At 68.4% G+C, this 15,187-nt stretch carries 13 protein-coding genes and 1 tRNA gene; 7 read left to right on the top strand and 7 right to left on the bottom strand.

The features are described 5' to 3' along the window. Both ACMVO5_RS11710 and ACMVO5_RS11705 read left to right on the top strand, forming a co-directional pair. Positions 1-753, top strand: coding sequence for an ATP-binding cassette domain-containing protein (locus tag ACMVO5_RS11710; protein ID WP_416907676.1), 753 nt, complete (start codon positions 1-3; stop codon positions 751-753). Beyond that, a complete protein-coding gene (locus ACMVO5_RS11705) occupies positions 750-1,643 on the top strand; it encodes a ChaN family lipoprotein (protein WP_416907675.1) in 894 nt (297 codons plus the stop codon). Before ACMVO5_RS11710 ends, ACMVO5_RS11705 begins: the two co-directional genes overlap by 4 nt. Positions 1,644-1,688: 45 nt before the next feature. Here ACMVO5_RS11705 and ACMVO5_RS11700 read toward each other — a convergent pair whose 3' ends face one another. From ACMVO5_RS11700 to ACMVO5_RS11675, 6 genes are all read right to left on the bottom strand, one after another. Beyond that, the gene (locus ACMVO5_RS11700; RefSeq protein ID WP_416907674.1) at positions 1,689-3,014 is read right to left on the bottom strand and encodes a surface lipoprotein assembly modifier; all 1,326 of its coding nucleotides are present in this window, start codon (positions 3,012-3,014) and stop codon (positions 1,689-1,691) included. Between the two features lie 7 nt (positions 3,015-3,021). Continuing rightward, a complete protein-coding gene (locus ACMVO5_RS11695; protein WP_416907673.1) occupies positions 3,022-5,568 on the bottom strand; it encodes a beta strand repeat-containing protein in 2,547 nt (848 codons plus the stop codon). Positions 5,569-5,793: 225 nt separating this feature from the next. Then, positions 5,794-6,936, bottom strand: coding sequence for a hypothetical protein (locus ACMVO5_RS11690; RefSeq protein WP_416907672.1), 1,143 nt, complete (start codon positions 6,934-6,936; stop codon positions 5,794-5,796). A 49-nt stretch (positions 6,937-6,985) separates the two neighbouring features. Further along, positions 6,986-7,072 (bottom strand) — tRNA-Leu (locus tag ACMVO5_RS11685). 104 nt (positions 7,073-7,176) lie between these two features. Beyond that, entirely contained in the window at positions 7,177-8,397 is a 1,221-nt protein-coding gene (locus tag ACMVO5_RS11680) for an acyl-CoA dehydrogenase family protein (RefSeq protein ID WP_416907671.1), read from the bottom strand. 98 nt (positions 8,398-8,495) lie between these two features. Then, positions 8,496-9,242: a zinc-ribbon domain-containing protein gene (locus ACMVO5_RS11675; RefSeq protein ID WP_416907670.1), complete on the bottom strand. Its 747-nt coding sequence runs from the start codon at positions 9,240-9,242 to the stop codon at positions 8,496-8,498. A 93-nt stretch (positions 9,243-9,335) separates the two neighbouring features. Between ACMVO5_RS11675 and serS the strand changes: the two genes are divergently transcribed. The 5 genes from serS (at position 9,336) to ACMVO5_RS11650 (ending at position 14,636) form a co-directional block, all read left to right on the top strand. Continuing rightward, positions 9,336-10,613 carry a serine--tRNA ligase gene (serS, locus tag ACMVO5_RS11670; protein WP_416907669.1) on the top strand — a complete coding sequence of 426 codons (1,278 nt, stop codon included), beginning with the start codon at positions 9,336-9,338 and terminating at the stop codon, positions 10,611-10,613. Beyond that, positions 10,613-11,389: a 5'/3'-nucleotidase SurE gene (gene surE, locus ACMVO5_RS11665; protein WP_416907668.1), complete on the top strand. Its 777-nt coding sequence runs from the start codon at positions 10,613-10,615 to the stop codon at positions 11,387-11,389. The genes serS and surE overlap by 1 nt, the downstream gene beginning before the upstream one ends. 57 nt (positions 11,390-11,446) lie before the next feature. Continuing rightward, a complete protein-coding gene (locus ACMVO5_RS11660) occupies positions 11,447-12,331 on the top strand; it encodes a peptidoglycan DD-metalloendopeptidase family protein (protein WP_416909370.1) in 885 nt (294 codons plus the stop codon). An 83-nt stretch (positions 12,332-12,414) separates the two neighbouring features. Beyond that, positions 12,415-13,791, top strand: coding sequence for a leucyl aminopeptidase family protein (locus ACMVO5_RS11655; protein WP_416907667.1), 1,377 nt, complete (start codon positions 12,415-12,417; stop codon positions 13,789-13,791). Next, the gene (locus ACMVO5_RS11650) at positions 13,788-14,636 is read left to right on the top strand and encodes an NlpC/P60 family protein (RefSeq protein WP_416907666.1); all 849 of its coding nucleotides are present in this window, start codon (positions 13,788-13,790) and stop codon (positions 14,634-14,636) included. Before ACMVO5_RS11655 ends, ACMVO5_RS11650 begins: the two co-directional genes overlap by 4 nt. Here the strand turns inward: ACMVO5_RS11650 and ACMVO5_RS11645 are convergent. Continuing rightward, a complete protein-coding gene (locus tag ACMVO5_RS11645; protein ID WP_416907665.1) occupies positions 14,633-15,181 on the bottom strand; it encodes an HD domain-containing protein in 549 nt (182 codons plus the stop codon). The genes ACMVO5_RS11650 and ACMVO5_RS11645 overlap by 4 nt on opposite strands. Positions 15,182-15,187: the final 6 nt, after the last annotated feature.

The raw sequence follows: 15,187 nt of genomic DNA, 5'->3' as shown, positions 1-15,187 counted from the left end.
GTGCAGGGGCTGTGCGCCGCACCCCCGCCGGCCAGCCTCACCCTCATCGCCGGCCCCAACGGCGTCGGCAAATCCACCCTGCTCGACACGCTGGCCGGCGACGCCGCGCCTGCCGGCGGGCACGTCACATTCAGCGGCCAGCCGATGCACCGGCTCTCGCTCGCGGCCCGCGCCCGCTGCCGCGCCTTCCTGCCGCAGCGCGTCAGCCTCGCCTTCGCCTTCCCGGTCCTCGATGTGGTCGCCATGGGTCTCGCCCCCTTCGGCCTCGCCGCCGCCAGCGGCACCGGACGCGCCATTGTCGAAGCCGCGATGGCCGATGCCGATGTCGCCCGCTTTGCTGCCCGCCCGGCCACCCAGCTCTCGGGCGGCGAACAGCAGCGGGTGCACATCGCGCGCACCCTCGCCCAGGTCGAAGCCGCCCGCCATGCCGGTGTCGCCCATCCGCTGCTGCTCCTCGACGAGCCGCTGACCGGCCTCGATTATGCGCATCAATTTGCCTTGATGCGCCGTTTCGCGCAGGCTGCACGCGATGGCGCCACGGTTCTCCTCTCGCTACATGATCTCGCGCTCGGCGCCGCCTATGCGGATCGGCTGCTGCTTCTGGGGCCTGACCAGCCGCCCGCCTTCGCCCCGCCAGAGGTGCTGATGCGACCCGAGATCATCGCCGCCGCCTTTGCCCTGTCGTTGCACGAGGCTCGCCGGGTGCTGGCTGCCGCGCATGGCGGCGATCCCCAGGCCATAGCCGCCGAATGAGCGCACTCTTCGCGCTCGTCGCCGCGGCCGCCCTCGCCCAGCCCAGCCCGGAAGACACCGCCGCGCCTTGCCTGCCCCCCGCACAGTGGCAAGATGGCCAGGGCCGGCCGCTAAGTCAGAACGCCGCGCTCGCCGAAGCCGCCCGCGCCCGGATCATCCTGCTCGGCGAAGCGCATGAAACCCCGGGCATCCACCGCTGGCAGGCCGACACCGCCCGCCAGCTTGCCGCCGATGGCCGCCCGCTCGTCATCGCGGTCGAATGGCTGCCGCGCGCCGCGCAGGCCGCGCTCGACGCGTTCACCAGCGGCGCGAGCGACGAAGCCAAATTCCTGACCGAGAGCGAATGGGAGATCCGCTGGGGCTATGACTTCGCCGCCTATCGCCCGGTCTTCGAGCTCGCCCGAAGCCACGCGCTGCCCGTGCGTGCCGTCAACATCGACCGCAGCATCGTCCGCGCCACCTCGAAGAACGGGCTCGACGCCGGGCTGGACACCGCCCGCAAAGCCGGCACGGCGCTCGGCCGCCCTGCCGCGCCAAGTGCTGATTACAAGGCCCGGCTTGAAGCCAGCTTCGCCGAACATGGCGCGGGCGAGGCGTCGCCGCCCAAACCCGAGGCGCTTGCGCGCTTCATCGCCGCGCAAACCATATGGGACCGCGCCATGGCCGAGGGCATCGCCGCCATATTGGCCGAAACGCCCGAAGCGCGGGTCGTCGCGCTGATGGGCCATGGCCATGTCGAAGCCGGCCACGGTGTCGCTCATCAATTGGCGGCGCTAGGCCATCGGGACGTGTTCTCGGCCATTCCCGCCATCGCCGACCCTGACCAGCCAGGCCACTGCAGCCCCGGCACTCACCCGGCTCACCGCCTGGCAGGCTGGCGGGAGGAGTGACACAGGCTTTTGCGGTGAGGGCGATCCCAGCCCCTGGGACTGGAATCAAAAGGCGCGTGTGATCCCCAGTTCCACACCCGTGCGGGAGAAATCGAACAGGCCGACCGTCGAAATATTCCGCTCATAGGCGAGGCGAACCGCCGGCGCGAAGCCGCGAACACTGGCCTGGCGCAGCGTGGCGCCGAGCGTGGCGCGCGCCAGCCATTCCACCCGCCGGCTTGGAAACAGCACGATGCGGCCATCAGCTTCCAGATAGGACAGGCTGGCCGACGCAAAGGCCGTGGTGCGGCCCAGTTCACGATAATAGAGAAGGCCGGCGCCGCCGCCGGTGGTGGCATAGCCCGGGTCCCGCGCGTCCAGCCGCTGCCCCGTCAGGCTCAGGCGACCGCCGCTGCGCGCATCGAAGGCGTGTTCCAGCCCGACGCCCAGATCATAGCTGGTCCCGTCCTGCAGGTCATTCTGGCGGAAATTGCTCCGCCCGACAGCAAGGCTGACATCCAGCTGCGATCGCCGGCCCAGCGCCCGCAGCCAGCTCAGGCTGGCGAGATCGGTATCGACAAAGGGCCGTCCACCGAACCAGCGTTGGCTGCGGCCAATCGATGGCTGCAGGCGTGATTTGCCGGCGGTATATTCAAGCCCGGTTTCCAGCTGCACGATGATGTCGTTGAACGCGCTCTTCCGATAGAGAAATCCCTGGCCAGATGCCCTCAGGGTCCAGCGCAGCCGGCTGGACAGCGGCAGCCGGACAAAGCCCTGCCCGGCCAGCTTCGCCCCCAGTCCGGACTGCGCTTGCGCATCCTCCGACAGTTCCAGCGGCGCAATCACCGTGTCCAGCGTGTTGCTACGCGTCGCGCGGTTGATGTTGGTGCTGGGCGCCAGCGCCAGCTCGAATGATCCGCCCACCGGCTGCACCGCCCGCAGCGCGCCCTGAAACTGGGCCACCACCTGCTGCACATCGGGCGGCAGCCCGCCCGCCTGCGCCTGCCGCAGCGCGCGGGCGGCCCCGCCCTCATCGCCGGCAAACAGCAGCGCGCGCGCCAGCTGCAACCGCACCCGCTGCGCGCCGGGCTGCTCATCCAATATGGCCCGATACAGCACGGCCGCATCAGCAAAGCGGTTCTGCGCCTCCAGCATGCGGCCATGGCGAAAGCGCGCCTCGCTGCGGATATCGAGGTCCGGGTCCCTGGCCAGCGCCGCGAACAGGGCCTCAGCCGTCGCCACATCACCCTCTTCGGCGCGCGCAGTGGCGAGCGCCAGCAGCTGCACGGCGGTCAGCTCGACCGCCACCGGCGCGGCCGGGTCTTGCGGTGCGGGTGCAGGCACAGCCTGAGCGACGGCCAGCGCCGCCGCCAGCACGGGCAGGGCTGTCACGCCGGGCTCAGTTCTTCTTGCCCACCGCAATGCCTGAAACGGAAAGGCTGCCGTCCGGTCCGCTCCGGAACGCATCGAACACCGCGCCGAACTCGTCTGCCGCCGGGCCGAAGAAGCGGCCAATGAACGTCCCGGAATTGCCCACCTGCCCCTCCGGAACGCTGACCGTGCCATTGCCGACAAAGCCGTTGGTGGCGATGAAGCCGGCGAAATTGAACGGCGCCACATTCTGGACGGCGCCTACATTGGGCAGGGCCACGCTGGCAGTGAAGCTGTTGTCGCCGAAATTGGCAACGAGGCTGGTGGTGCCGCTGACCTCCAGATTGACGCTGGAGACGACGACGCCGCGCGCAAAGGCCACGCCATTATAGGTGGCCGTGCCGCTGCGCGGCAGCGCTGCGGGCGGCGTCACCACCCCGAACGGCACCGCCATCGTGCTGGCGTTGCCGAGCAGCTGGCCCTGCAAATCCACCTCCTGCACGACCACATCGATAAAGCTGGTATAAGTCAGCGCCAGGGTGGTGTTGCCAGCCCCGGCGTTGAACAGCCGGCCGGTGATCCGCTTGTCAGAGCCAGTGCCCGGCTCCACCACCCGGTTGACCGTGAAGCTGGCATTGCTTTCGCCCGCCACCCGGTTGGCCGCCGTAAAGGCGGTGGCCAGCCCCGGATCAAGGCCCAGCCGCTGCAGTTCGCCAGCATCCACGGCCAGCCGATAGGCGCCGGTGTCCGGTGAATAGACGATCGATTGGCCATCAAAGTTGCTGGTCGCAAGGCTTCCGGAGAGCAGGCCGAACACCTCGAAGCTCGACGGGCTGGGCAGCTCGAGCAGGGGCGTGCCGGCGGCAAGGATGCTGTCGTCCCGTTCACCCACAAAGCTGCCCACCAGCCGCCCGGCGCCGTCGCTTGCGCTGAAGCCGCCGCCCACCTCCTCGGCGGCCGGGCCAAAGAAGCTGCCCGACAAGGCGCCGCTGTAATTGCCAAGGCCGGTCAGCGTCACGCTGCCATCAAAGGCGTTGCTGCTGGCCGAAAGCGTGGCCGTGCCCGTGAGCGTGCCCGAGGCCGTCTGCGGCGTGACGCCGGAAAGCTGAATGTCCTCGGCATAGTTGACGCCGGCATTCAGCATGATCGCTCCGCTGCCGAAATTGGCAAGCAGCGTGCCCTGCCCGGCAAACAGCATCAGATTGTTGGCATCGGGATCGGCCGCGGTGCCGAACACGCCAATGGCATAGCCGCCCTCGCCGGTGCGCGGCAGCGCGCTGTTCGGCGTGGTGATGCCAAAGGCAAGCTCATCGATCAGATAATCGCTGTTGTTGCCATTGCCGTCCTGCCTGAACCAGCGCGCGGCGGCGACATATTCCAGCTCATTGTATCGGTTGGTGGCAAAACCGGCCGAGGTGCGCGTGAATGCTCCCTGCGTGTCGAGCAGGCCAAAGCGCTCGATCGTCGTGGCGCCGGAAACGTCGCCGCTGGCGCTGCGGTTGCCGGCCACCACCGTATAGGCCTGGCTGGCGGCATTGTAGTTGACAACGAAATCGCCATTGGCGGCATTCAGCCCGCTATAGCTGGCCGCGCTGGTGTTGCTGCCCGATGCGCCCGACAAGGTCGCCTGCAAACGGCCGCCTTCACCGACATAGAAATCATTGACCGTCTGCGCCCGCAGGCTGGTGTTGCTCGCCGCTTGCGGCCCGCCACGCCCGGTGATGGTGCCCACCGCCCGGCGGCCATCGGACTGGGCAACGGCAAAGGCGCCGCCCACCTCCTGACCCTGGGGGCCATAAAAGCCGCCGTCAACACTGCCAGTGAATTCGCCAAGGGCATCAAGGACGAAACTGCCGGTGAAGCTGCGCCCCGCGCCCAGCTGCGCCGCACCGGAAAAGCCGCTATTCTGTGGCAGCGCACCGGTGTTGTCGAGGTTGCCGCTGATCAGGATGGTGCCGCTATCGAACAGCACCTCCAGCTGCCCGCTGCCGGTGATGCCTTGATCCGGCGAGATCACACCGATCAGGTCGACGTCATAACTGCCCTTGCCGGTCCGCGGCACGGCGGCCGCAGCGGTGGGGAAGCCATAGACAAACGCATCGATGGTGCCATCGACCGTGTTTGTATTTTCGGTGGCGCGCTGCCAGAAGCCGCTGCCGACATATTGGAAGGTGAAGCGCCCCGCTGTGCCGCCGCGCGTGAGTGTGAGGCTGTCGGTTGTTGTCCCGTTTCGCTTCACGAGAACGAGCAGGTCGTCATTGCTCTGCGCCGCATCGGTATCGGACGGCAGAAAGGTGATGCTGCGCGCGCCCGCCGTGATGGTGTAGCCACCGCTGGGCTGATCAAAGGCAATGGTGACGGTCGAACGCGCAGCCGTCGCGGTCGCCGCCTGCGTGGTCCGGTTGACGCTGACCGTTCCCGTCGCCGCATCCGTGGGAAAGCTTTCGCTCGCCGTCAGGCTGAGCAACGATGTGCTGGGCGTCGGCGTCGGTGCGGGCGGAGGCGCTGGCCTGCCCACCGCAGGACCGCCGCCGCCAGCGCCGCCGCACGCCGCAAGGCTTGCGCTGGCCGTCACCAGCAACGCCATTCTCACAGACTTCAGACCCGCGCCACGCCCCCAGCACATCAAACACGGTCCAGATTCGCCGCTCGACGAAAATCGAGACCCTGTCAACACGTTTCGAATTGGTTGACCCGGCGGCATCGCAATCTATGGAAACGCTGGCATACAGGCCAACCGCAGGCAGGCTCTTTATCAACAAATCAATATGGCCAGGTCATCCGTCGAGCAGCGCGGATATCAAGTTGGGCCCGCCTCATGAGGAACGGCCAACCGTGCAGCATAGAGCGCCATCCGGTTCCGCACCGGCGCCTCATCGCCCAGATTGGCCGGCAGGCCCAGCGCTGGCAGCGTTTCCCGGGCCGCGACACTGCCCGCCGAGGGATCAGCGGCAATGGCGGCAAGAATGGCGGCGCGCCGGTCGGCGGGCAGGCGCGCGTCCAGCTCGGCTGCGACCAGTGCTGGCAAATGGGATTGCAGCGGCTCGGTGTCATAGAGATCGGGCACGGCGGCGATCAGCAGCAGGTTGCGTGCGCGCTGGGTGAGGTCGCCTTCCGCAGCCGCGGGCCATTTTTCGATCTGCCGCTGCACACGGGCAAGCGCGCTCGCGGTCGCGGCATCGGGCGGCGTCATGACCATGGGCGCAATGCGCCCGGCAGGGGCAGCGGCGACCGCGAGATCAGCGCGCGGCGCAGGCGGGCCGGGCCGGACCCAGACCAGCGCGGACAGGGCGAGCCAAGCCGTGAACATCAGCAGATAGGGCCAGCGGCGCGGCAGCAGCCGGGCCACCAGCAGCGTTACCGCCCCGGTGCCGGCGAGCGCGAACAGCGCCGAGCTCGCCGCGCGTGTGCCTGTACCGGTCAGCGCCGTCTGGATCGCCACACTGGCCCATTGCGCCGGCAACAGGACCAGCAACCAGTCCGGCAACGCGCCCGGCAGGGCCGACGCCGTCCAAAGCATGGCCGCCTCGCCTGCAACCACAAAGATAGCGATCCACCACCCTCTGGCAGCGGCAGAGCGGGCAAAAAGCGCGCCGCGCGAGGCAAAGCTGAAGCCAGCGATGATCACGGCCATCCCGGTCGAAAACGGGTGCGGCAGCGCCGGCATGCCGAGCTCACGCGCCAGCAGGATAAGGCCCGCGCCGCTCAGCAGCGCCAGCAGCAAGCCAACCCACAGCCGCCCGGCCGCCGCAGCTGATATCATGCCAACGCCCATCAGACCCACAGCCAGGATCGGGCCGCCCACCAGCGCCAGCGGGGCCGGCGCCGGTGCATCAACCAACATCAGCATGGCCAGCGCCGGGGCCGCAAGCCCGGCCAGCACCACCACCAGCCAGGCGAGGAATGACCGGGCCGGAGGCTGCGCGGACGACAAGGATCTCATCGGGCAAACCCTCTTGGGGGTTGATCTTCGGGTTGAGCCCGAAACGGGTTGGTGCGGCCAAGAAGACTCGAACTTCCACGGCCTTTCGGCCACAACGACCTCAACGTTGCGCGTCTACCAGTTCCGCCATGGCCGCACGACCCAGTGTACGGGGCGAGGCCCCGTCCGGTAGAGAGCGGCGGTTAGCAGCCAGACAGGCCGGGCGCAAGGGGCTAAGCCCCCGAACGCGCCAACCGCCGCTCAGTTATAGCGGCGCAGCTCGTTCTTCGCGATCGCCTGGCGGTGGACCTCGTCCGGGCCATCGGCCAGACGCAACGTCCGCTGCCCGGCATAGCCCGAGGCCAGCCCATAATCCTGACACACGCCACCGCCGCCATGCGCCTGAATGGCATGATCGTGAATGAGACAGCTCATGTTGGGCGCCACAACCTTGATCATCGCGATCTCGTTCGACGCCGCCTTGTTGCCCACCGTGTCCATCATATAGGCCGCCTTCAGCGTCAGCAGCCGCGCCTGCTCGATGGCAATGCGGCTGTCGGCAATGCGCTCATGCCAGAGGCTGTGCTCCGAAATCGCCTTGCCAAAGGCCACGCGCGACTTCAACCGCTTGACCATCTTCTCGAGCGCGCGCTCGGCCGCACCGATCGAGCGCATGCAATGGTGGATGCGGCCCGGCCCGAGCCGGCCCTGCGCAATCTCGAAACCGCGGCCCTCGCCCAGAATCATGTTCGAAACAGGCACGCGCACATTGTCGAGGATCACCTCGAAGTGCCCGTGCGGCGCATCATCGAAGCCGAACACCTTGAGCGGCCGCAGCTTGGTGATGCCCGGCGCATCGAGCGGCACCAGAATCTGGCTCTGCTGGGCATGGCGCGCGGCATTGGGGTCGGTCTTGCCCATCACGATGGCGATCTTGCAGCGCGGATCGCCCACGCCCGAGCTCCACCATTTGCGTCCGTTGACCACATATTCATCGCCCTGCCGCACGATCGAGGTCTCGATGTTGGTCGCATCCGAGCTGGCCACCGCCGGCTCGGTCATCAGAAAGGCCGAGCGGATCTCGCCCGCCATCAGCGGCTTCAGCCACATCTGCTTCTGCTCTTCGCTGCCATAGGTGCGCAGCACTTCCATATTGCCGGTGTCAGGCGCGGAGCAGTTGAACACCTCGCTCGACCAGCCGACCCGGCCCATCTCCTCGGCCAGCGGCGCATATTCGAGGTTGGTCAGCCCCGGCCCCTTCCATTCGCCGACATCATGGTCGCAGATGTTGAGAAACAGGTTCCAAAGCCCCGCCTTGCGCGCCAGCGGCTTCAGCTCCTCGATGACCGGCAGCACCTTCCAGCGCTCGCCCTCGGCCACTTCCTGCTCATAACGCTCTTCATTCGGGTAGACATGCTCGTCCATGAAGGCCCGCACGCGCTCGATCAGCGCCTTGGTCTTGTCCGAATATTCAAAGATCATCACCCATCCCCAATCGCGTTGTCAGGCCGTTGCCAATGCGCTTCTCCCACGCGAGGCGGGGCAAATCCAGCCACAAACTCGATAGGGCGCAGGCCGCCTCAGGAGGTGGTGATGCGCAGCCTTGTCGCGCCGCCGGGCACATCGGTGAGCGTGCTTGAAAAATCGACGCTGGCGCCCGCCTCCAGCCGCCTCACCGGCAGCGCGATGGTCCAGCGCCGCGCCACGCTGGTGCCGCCGCCCACCGCCGCGCCGCCCAGCGTCGCCTTCAGCGCGCCCACACTCATCGCCACCCGGCCCGTATTGCGAAGCTGCCCCGTCACCTCCAGCACCAGCGCGCCGCCCGGCACCCGCGTCACCCGCGCCTCGGCCTCGATCACCAGCTTCGAAGGCCCCGGCTGCAGCCGGGCAAGCGCACCGCCCACAACCGGCACCCGCGCCGGGTCCAGCCGCTCCATCGCGACCAGCGCCGCAACCCCGCCCAGCAACAGCAGCACCAGCCCGCCCAGCCACCAAAGCCAACCCCGGCCACTGCGCGCAGGCGCTTCGTCGTCTCCATCCTCCGGGGCGTCCTCATCCACAGCGTCAGCAGGCGGCGCCTCGGCCTCCTCAACAGGCGGCGATTCGGCGGCCGGCGTCTCGGCCGGCAGTGGCGCAGCCGGAACAGCGGGCAACGGCGGTTCAGGAGCCGCAGCCTCGGGCAATTCGGGCGCCCCGGCAGGCGTCTCCTCAGGCGCCTCAATCGTCCAGCGATGCTCGCAGTCCGCGCAGCGCATGCGCTTGCCCACCACAGACACCGTGTCGGGCAGCCGATATTGCGCGCCGCAATTGGGGCAGATGACGATCACACCACAATATCTAGTAGCAAAACCGCCGCGCGTGAATCCCCATTTTGCACGGCTCCGCCTTGCCTCGCGCGTGCCAGCGGTTAAGACAGCCCCATGCACGACATCCGTTCCGTCCGCACCGATGCGCCCGCCTTCGATGCCGCCCTCGCCCGGCGCGGCCTCGCCAATCCGTCCGAAGCGATCCTCGCCGTCGATACAAGGCTACGCGAGGTGCAAACCGAGCTTCAGGCCGCGCTCGCCCGCCGCAACAGCCTGTCGAAGGACATCGGCCAGGCCCGCGCCAAAGGCGACAGCGAAACCGCCGACGCCCTCACCGCCGAAGTCGCAGCCCTCAAGACACAGGTTCCCGCGCTCGAGGAGGCCGAGCGCAGCCTCAAGCTCGAGATCGAGGCGCTGCTCGCCGCCCTGCCCAACCTGCCGGCCGATGACGTCCCCGACGGCCCCGACGAGACCGCCAATGTCGAGGTCAGCCGCCATGGCACCCTGCCCAGCTTCGATTTCGCCCCCCTCGAACATGACCATCTCGCCGCCCGGCTCGGCTATGATGCCGAGGCGGCCGCGAAAATCGCCGGCGCCCGCTTCGCCGTCCTGTCCGGCCCGCTGGCGCGCCTCCACCGCGCGCTCGGCCAGTTCATGCTCGATCATCAGGTCAGCGCCGGCTGGCAGGAAACCGCCGTCCCGCTGCTGGTCAGGCCCGAGGCTGCCTTCGGCACTGGTCAGCTGCCCAAGTTCGAGGAAGACCTGTTCAAGACCAGCGACGACCGCTACCTCATCCCCACCGCCGAAGTGTCGCTCACCAATCTCGTGCGTGAACAGATCGTCGAGGATGACAGCCTGCCGCTGCGCCTGACCGCGCTCACCCCCTGTTTCCGCTCCGAAGCCGGCAGTGCGGGACGCGACACGCGCGGCCTCATCCGCCAGCACCAGTTCGAGAAGGTCGAGCTGGTCAGCATCTGCACCCCCGAACAGGCCGAGGCCGAACACGCCCATATGGTCGCCTGCGCCGAGGCCATCCTGACAGCGCTGGGCCTGCCCTACCGGAAGCTGCTGCTCTGCACCGGCGACATGGGCTTCTCGGCGCGCCGCACCTTCGACCTTGAAGTCTGGCTGCCGGGGCAGAACGCCTACCGAGAAATCAGCAGCATCTCCTGGTGCGGTGATTTTCAGGGCCGCCGCATGAATGCCCGCCTCAAGACGCGCGGCGAAAAGGGCACGCGCGGCTTCGTCCACACCCTCAACGGCTCCGGCCTCGCCGTCGGCCGCACGCTCGTCGCCATCCTCGAAAATAATCAGGCCGCCGATGGCAGCGTCGCCATCCCGCCCGTCCTTCACCCTTATATGGCCGGCATCACCCGGCTGGAGCCCCGCTGATGCGCATTCTCGTGACCAATGATGACGGCATCAACGCGCCCGGCCTTGTCGCGCTCGAAGCCATCGCCGCCGAGCTCTCCGATGATGTCTGGGTCGTGGCCCCGGCCGAAGAGCAGTCGGGCGCGGGCCATTCGCTCACCCTCTCCCAGCCGGTGCGGCTGCGCGAAGTCAGCCCCCGCCGCTTCGCCGTGCGCGGCACCCCCACCGATTGCGTGATGCTGGCGCTGGGCGCCGTGCTCGAGGATCACAAGCCCGATCTTATCCTGTCGGGCGTCAACCGCGGCGGCAATCTCGCCGAAGACGTCACCTATTCCGGCACCGTCTCGGCCGCCATGGAGGGCTGCCTCGCCGGCATTCGCTCGGTCGCGCTCTCGCAGGTGATGATGAACTACACCGCGGGCCAGGAGGATTTCTCCACCGCCACCACCCACGGCGCCGCCGTCTTGCGCCATGTCGCCACAATCGACTGGCCGAGCGGTGTGTTCATCAACATCAACTTCCCGCCGGTCACCGCTGATCAGGTCAAGGGCGTGCGCGTCACCGAGCAGGGCTTCCGTGACTATGGCAATATCCACCTCGTCAAGCGCACCGACCCGCGCGGCTTCCCCTATTATTGGCACGGCTTCGGCAAGGAAAAGGCCACCCCCGGCCACGCCACCGACCTTCAGGCCATGCACGAAGCCGCCATCTCGGTCACGCCGCTTCACCTCGACATGACCCATTTCCAGACGCTCGAAGCGCTGCGCGAAAGTCTGGCCCCGCTCGCCGAGAAATAGACCGACCGATCACGACTGGCCATCGCAGCGCCTGCGCCCTAAACCTTCGCTGTGTCGATGCCTCGCGCCATCCATCTCCTGCTTTTGCTGCCGCCGCTCCTGCTGGCCAGCTGCGGCAGCCCGCCGCCGCTCCAGCCCGGCCAGACGCCCCCGCGTGCCAGCTCGGCAAGCCCGGCCGCCAAACCGGCCGCGCCGCGCAACGAGCGCCCCGCCTGGGTCGCGCGCAAGGTCGTGCCCGACGCGCGCGAGGTGAACGGCGTGCGCATCCATACGGTCAAGAACGGCGAGACCGGCATCGCCATCGCCCGGGCCTACGGCGTGCCCTGGCCCGAGCTCGCCGCGCTCAACAATCTCGAGCCGCCCTATCTCTTGCGCATCGGCGACAAGCTCCGCCTGCCCAGCCGCCAGACGGTCGAGGCCCGCCCCATCGAGGAGCGCGCCAAGGCCTTCAGCCTCGATGTCGACACGCTGATCACCGGCTCCGAGCCGGCGAGCCGGGCGCCGCGGCCCAAGGCCGCCGACACCAGCCCGCCCAGCCGCGTCGCCAGCGCGCCCGCCGATGCCCTCACCTTCCTCTGGCCGGTCGATGGCCGCGTTATCTCCGGCTTCGGTCCCAAGAGCGCGGGCCGCTTCAACGATGGCATCAATCTCAAGGTCAGCGCCGGCACGCCAGTGCGTGCTGCCGCCAGCGGCACCGTCGCCTATGCCGGCGATGCCATCACCGGCTTCGGCAATCTCGTGCTGATCCGCCATGAAAAGGGCTGGGTCACCGCCTATGGCCATAATGAAGCGCTGCTCGTTGCGCGCGGCGACAAGGTCCGCGCCGGCGATCCCATCGCGCGCGCCGGCAGCACCGGCGCCGTCGCCGAGCCGCAGCTTCATTTCGAAATCCGCCGTGGCCGCACCGCGCTTGACCCCACCACCCTGCTCCCCGGCCGCTAGCGCCCGCAAATCCGCTTGCGATTTCAGCCCGCCATGGCCATCCAGACCGCTACAGCCCAAAAGGCCATCGGGAGCCGATGCGAATGACCGATTTTGCCAGCCTGCTGCGCCCCGATGACGGCGCCCCGGCCACCAGCCTCGTCGCGCTGGCGCCGGCTGCGCTCGAAGCCTGGCTGCGCTCTGCCCCGGAGCGGCTGCGCAGCCATGTCGCCGCCCAGCGCTTCAAGGCCGAGGCTGACAGCGTGCTGCTGATCCCGGGCGACCGGCCGGATGACAGCCAGACGGCGCTTGCCGGCATCGACACTGCCGACCCCTTTGCGCTCGCCGCAGCCGCAGCCAAGCTGCCTCCCGGCCGCTACCGGCTGGTCGCCGATAGCCCGCCGCCGCTGCTCGGCTGGCTCCTCGCCCAGCATTGCTTCACCCGCTACAAGGCCGCCAAGGACAGCGCCCCGCGCCTCCTCCTCAGCACCAGCCCGGCCGCCATCAACGAAGCGCTCAGAATGGCCGAGGCCACCGCACTGGCGCGTGACCTCATCGACACGCCCGCCGCCGACATGGGCCCGGCCGATCTCGCCGCCGCCGTCACCGTTGAGGCCAGGGGCTTTGGCGCCAAGGTCGAGACGATCGTCGGCGAGGCGCTCATCGACCGGAACTTGCCCATGATCCACGCCGTCGGCCGCGCCGCCACACAGGCGCCGCGCCTGATTGATCTCGGCTGGGGCGAGGCCAGCCACCCCAAGCTGACGCTCATCGGGAAGGGTATCACCTTCGACAGCGGCGGCCTCAATCTCAAGCCCGGCAATTCCATGGCGCTGATGAAGAAGGATATGGGAGGCGCCGCCACGGCGCTGGCACTGGCCCGGCTGGTCATGCAGGCCGGCCTGCCGGTGCGCCTGCGCCTGCTCATCGCGGCCGCAGAAAACTGCATCAGCGGCCATGCCATGCGCCCCGGCGACATCCTCGCCTCGCGCGCCGGCAAGACCGTCGAGATCACGAACACCGATGCCGAAGGCCGCCTGGTGCTGGCCGATGCCCTTGCGCTGGCCGCCGAAGACAAGCCCGACCTGATCCTCGATTTCGCCACACTCACCGGCGCGGCCCGGGTCGCCCTCGGCCCCGAGCTGCCAGCGCTGTTCACCCCCGATGAGGCGCTCGCTGCCGACTTCGCGCGCGCCGCAGACGCCGCGCATGATCCGCTCCACCGCCTGCCGCTCTGGCAGCCCTATGCGCGGCTGCTCAAATCCACCATCGCCGACATGGTCAACAGCGCCGAAGGCCCCTTCGCCGGCGCCATCACCGCCGCGCTCTTCCTCCAGGCCTTTGTGCCAGAGGGCCAGCGCTGGGCGCATTTCGACACCTTCGCCTGGAACAATCACGCCCGCCCCGGCCGTCCCAAGGGCGGCGAGGCGCTGGCGCTGCGCGCCAGCTTCGCCCTCATCAAGAGCCGCTACGGCAAATGAGCCGCGAAGCCCGCCTCACCGGCCCCCGCCCGGCGCTTGATCCGCGCATCCATATCGCGCGCGGCGATCTCGTCGAAATCGCGCTCGCGGCCCAGGTCGCGGCCGGCCGCTATACCGCGCCCATGCCGATGCTGGGCGCTGCCCCCCACACGCCGATGCGCGGCGACCCTGATCCCAAGGCCCCCGCCACCTCCGAGCTGCTCCTCGGCGAAGCCTTTGACGTCTATGACATTCAGACCGACTGGGCCTTCGGCCGCACCGTCCATGACGGCTATACCGGCTGGCTGCCGCTCACAGCACTTGACGAGCCCGCCGAAGAGCCTGCGCCGGTTCACGTCATCACCGCGCGCGCCGCCCCGGTCTTCACCCGGCCCGACATCAAGGCCCCGGTCGAGACCCATCTGCACCACGGCGCGCGCATCCACGGCGTGCCCGCCGGCAAGTTCATCGCGCTGGCCTCGGGCGGCCATGTCCACACCCGGCATGTCGCCGCCCTGGCCACGCCAAGCCCGCTCGGCGTTGCCAGGCTGTTCGAACATGCGCCCTATGTCTGGGGCGGCCGAACGCCCGCCGGCGTCGATTGCTCTGGGCTGGTGCAGGCCGCGCTCGCTGCCTGCGGCTTCCCCTGTCCGCGCGATTCCGATCTGCAGCGCGAAGCCTTGGGCACGCCCGTTGCCCTGGCCGATGCGCGCGCCGGCGACCTTGCCTTCTTCCCCGGCCATGTCGGCATCCTGAGCAGCAAGGCCACGCTCTTCCACGCCAATGCACACTGGATGTGCACCATGGACGAACCGCTCGAAGCCGTGCGCGCCCGTGTCGATCTGCTCTGCGTGAAGCGGCTCTAGATCATCCGCTTGGGCGCGGTGAACACCCGGGTCACCACCTCGGCAAAGCTCTCCAGCGTGTCGGCCGGATAATCCGGGTCAAAGGCCGGCGCGTCCCACTCATCGACCAGCTTTACCGCAAACTCATACCAGGGCTCATCCCGGAAATTCTCGCGCAGCGTCGAGGGCTTGCCGAGATACTCATAATAATAGCGGCCCTGAAAGTCCTGATGGTGCTTCACCGCCATATAGATGTCGTCAGAGACATAGGGCTTCAGCATCTCGGCGGCGATCGGCCCGTGATTGGGGATCGAGAACAGCTTGCCCAGATCATGGCAGAGCGCCGCCACCACCTCCTCGTCGCTGGCTCCGGCGCGCCGCGCCAGCGTGCCGGCCATCAGGCTGTGCTGCAACTGGTTGGCGCCAAAGCCCACCTCCATGGCCGCCAGCCGCGCCAGCGAGTCCATGATCTGCCGCGGCGCGGCGCTCATCTGGTGCTTGCCATGTTCGGCCGCGATATGCGCCCAATCCTCGGCCGTGCCCTCCACCATCGTCGTGAACATCATGCCTCT

Source organism: Polymorphobacter sp., from assembly GCF_048007885.1.
Taxonomy (GTDB): Bacteria; Pseudomonadota; Alphaproteobacteria; order Sphingomonadales; family Sphingomonadaceae; genus Sandarakinorhabdus.
Note: the sequence above shows the minus strand (reverse complement) of the source record. Positions and strands in the feature narration are given on the sequence as shown.

Coding starts and splice junctions, on each gene's coding strand:
- ACMVO5_RS11705 (WP_416907675.1), top strand. CDS start 750: ATGAGCGCACTCTTCGCGCTCGTCGCCGCGGCCGCCCTCGCCCAGCCC.
- ACMVO5_RS11690 (WP_416907672.1), bottom strand. CDS start 6,936: ATGAGATCCTTGTCGTCCGCGCAGCCTCCGGCCCGGTCATTCCTCGCC.
- ACMVO5_RS11680 (WP_416907671.1), bottom strand. CDS start 8,397: ATGATCTTTGAATATTCGGACAAGACCAAGGCGCTGATCGAGCGCGTG.
- serS (WP_416907669.1), top strand. CDS start 9,336: ATGCACGACATCCGTTCCGTCCGCACCGATGCGCCCGCCTTCGATGCC.
- surE (WP_416907668.1), top strand. CDS start 10,613: ATGCGCATTCTCGTGACCAATGATGACGGCATCAACGCGCCCGGCCTT.
- ACMVO5_RS11660 (WP_416909370.1), top strand. CDS start 11,447: ATGCCTCGCGCCATCCATCTCCTGCTTTTGCTGCCGCCGCTCCTGCTG.
- ACMVO5_RS11655 (WP_416907667.1), top strand. CDS start 12,415: ATGACCGATTTTGCCAGCCTGCTGCGCCCCGATGACGGCGCCCCGGCC.
- ACMVO5_RS11650 (WP_416907666.1), top strand. CDS start 13,788: ATGAGCCGCGAAGCCCGCCTCACCGGCCCCCGCCCGGCGCTTGATCCG.
- ACMVO5_RS11645 (WP_416907665.1), bottom strand. CDS start 15,181: ATGATGTTCACGACGATGGTGGAGGGCACGGCCGAGGATTGGGCGCAT.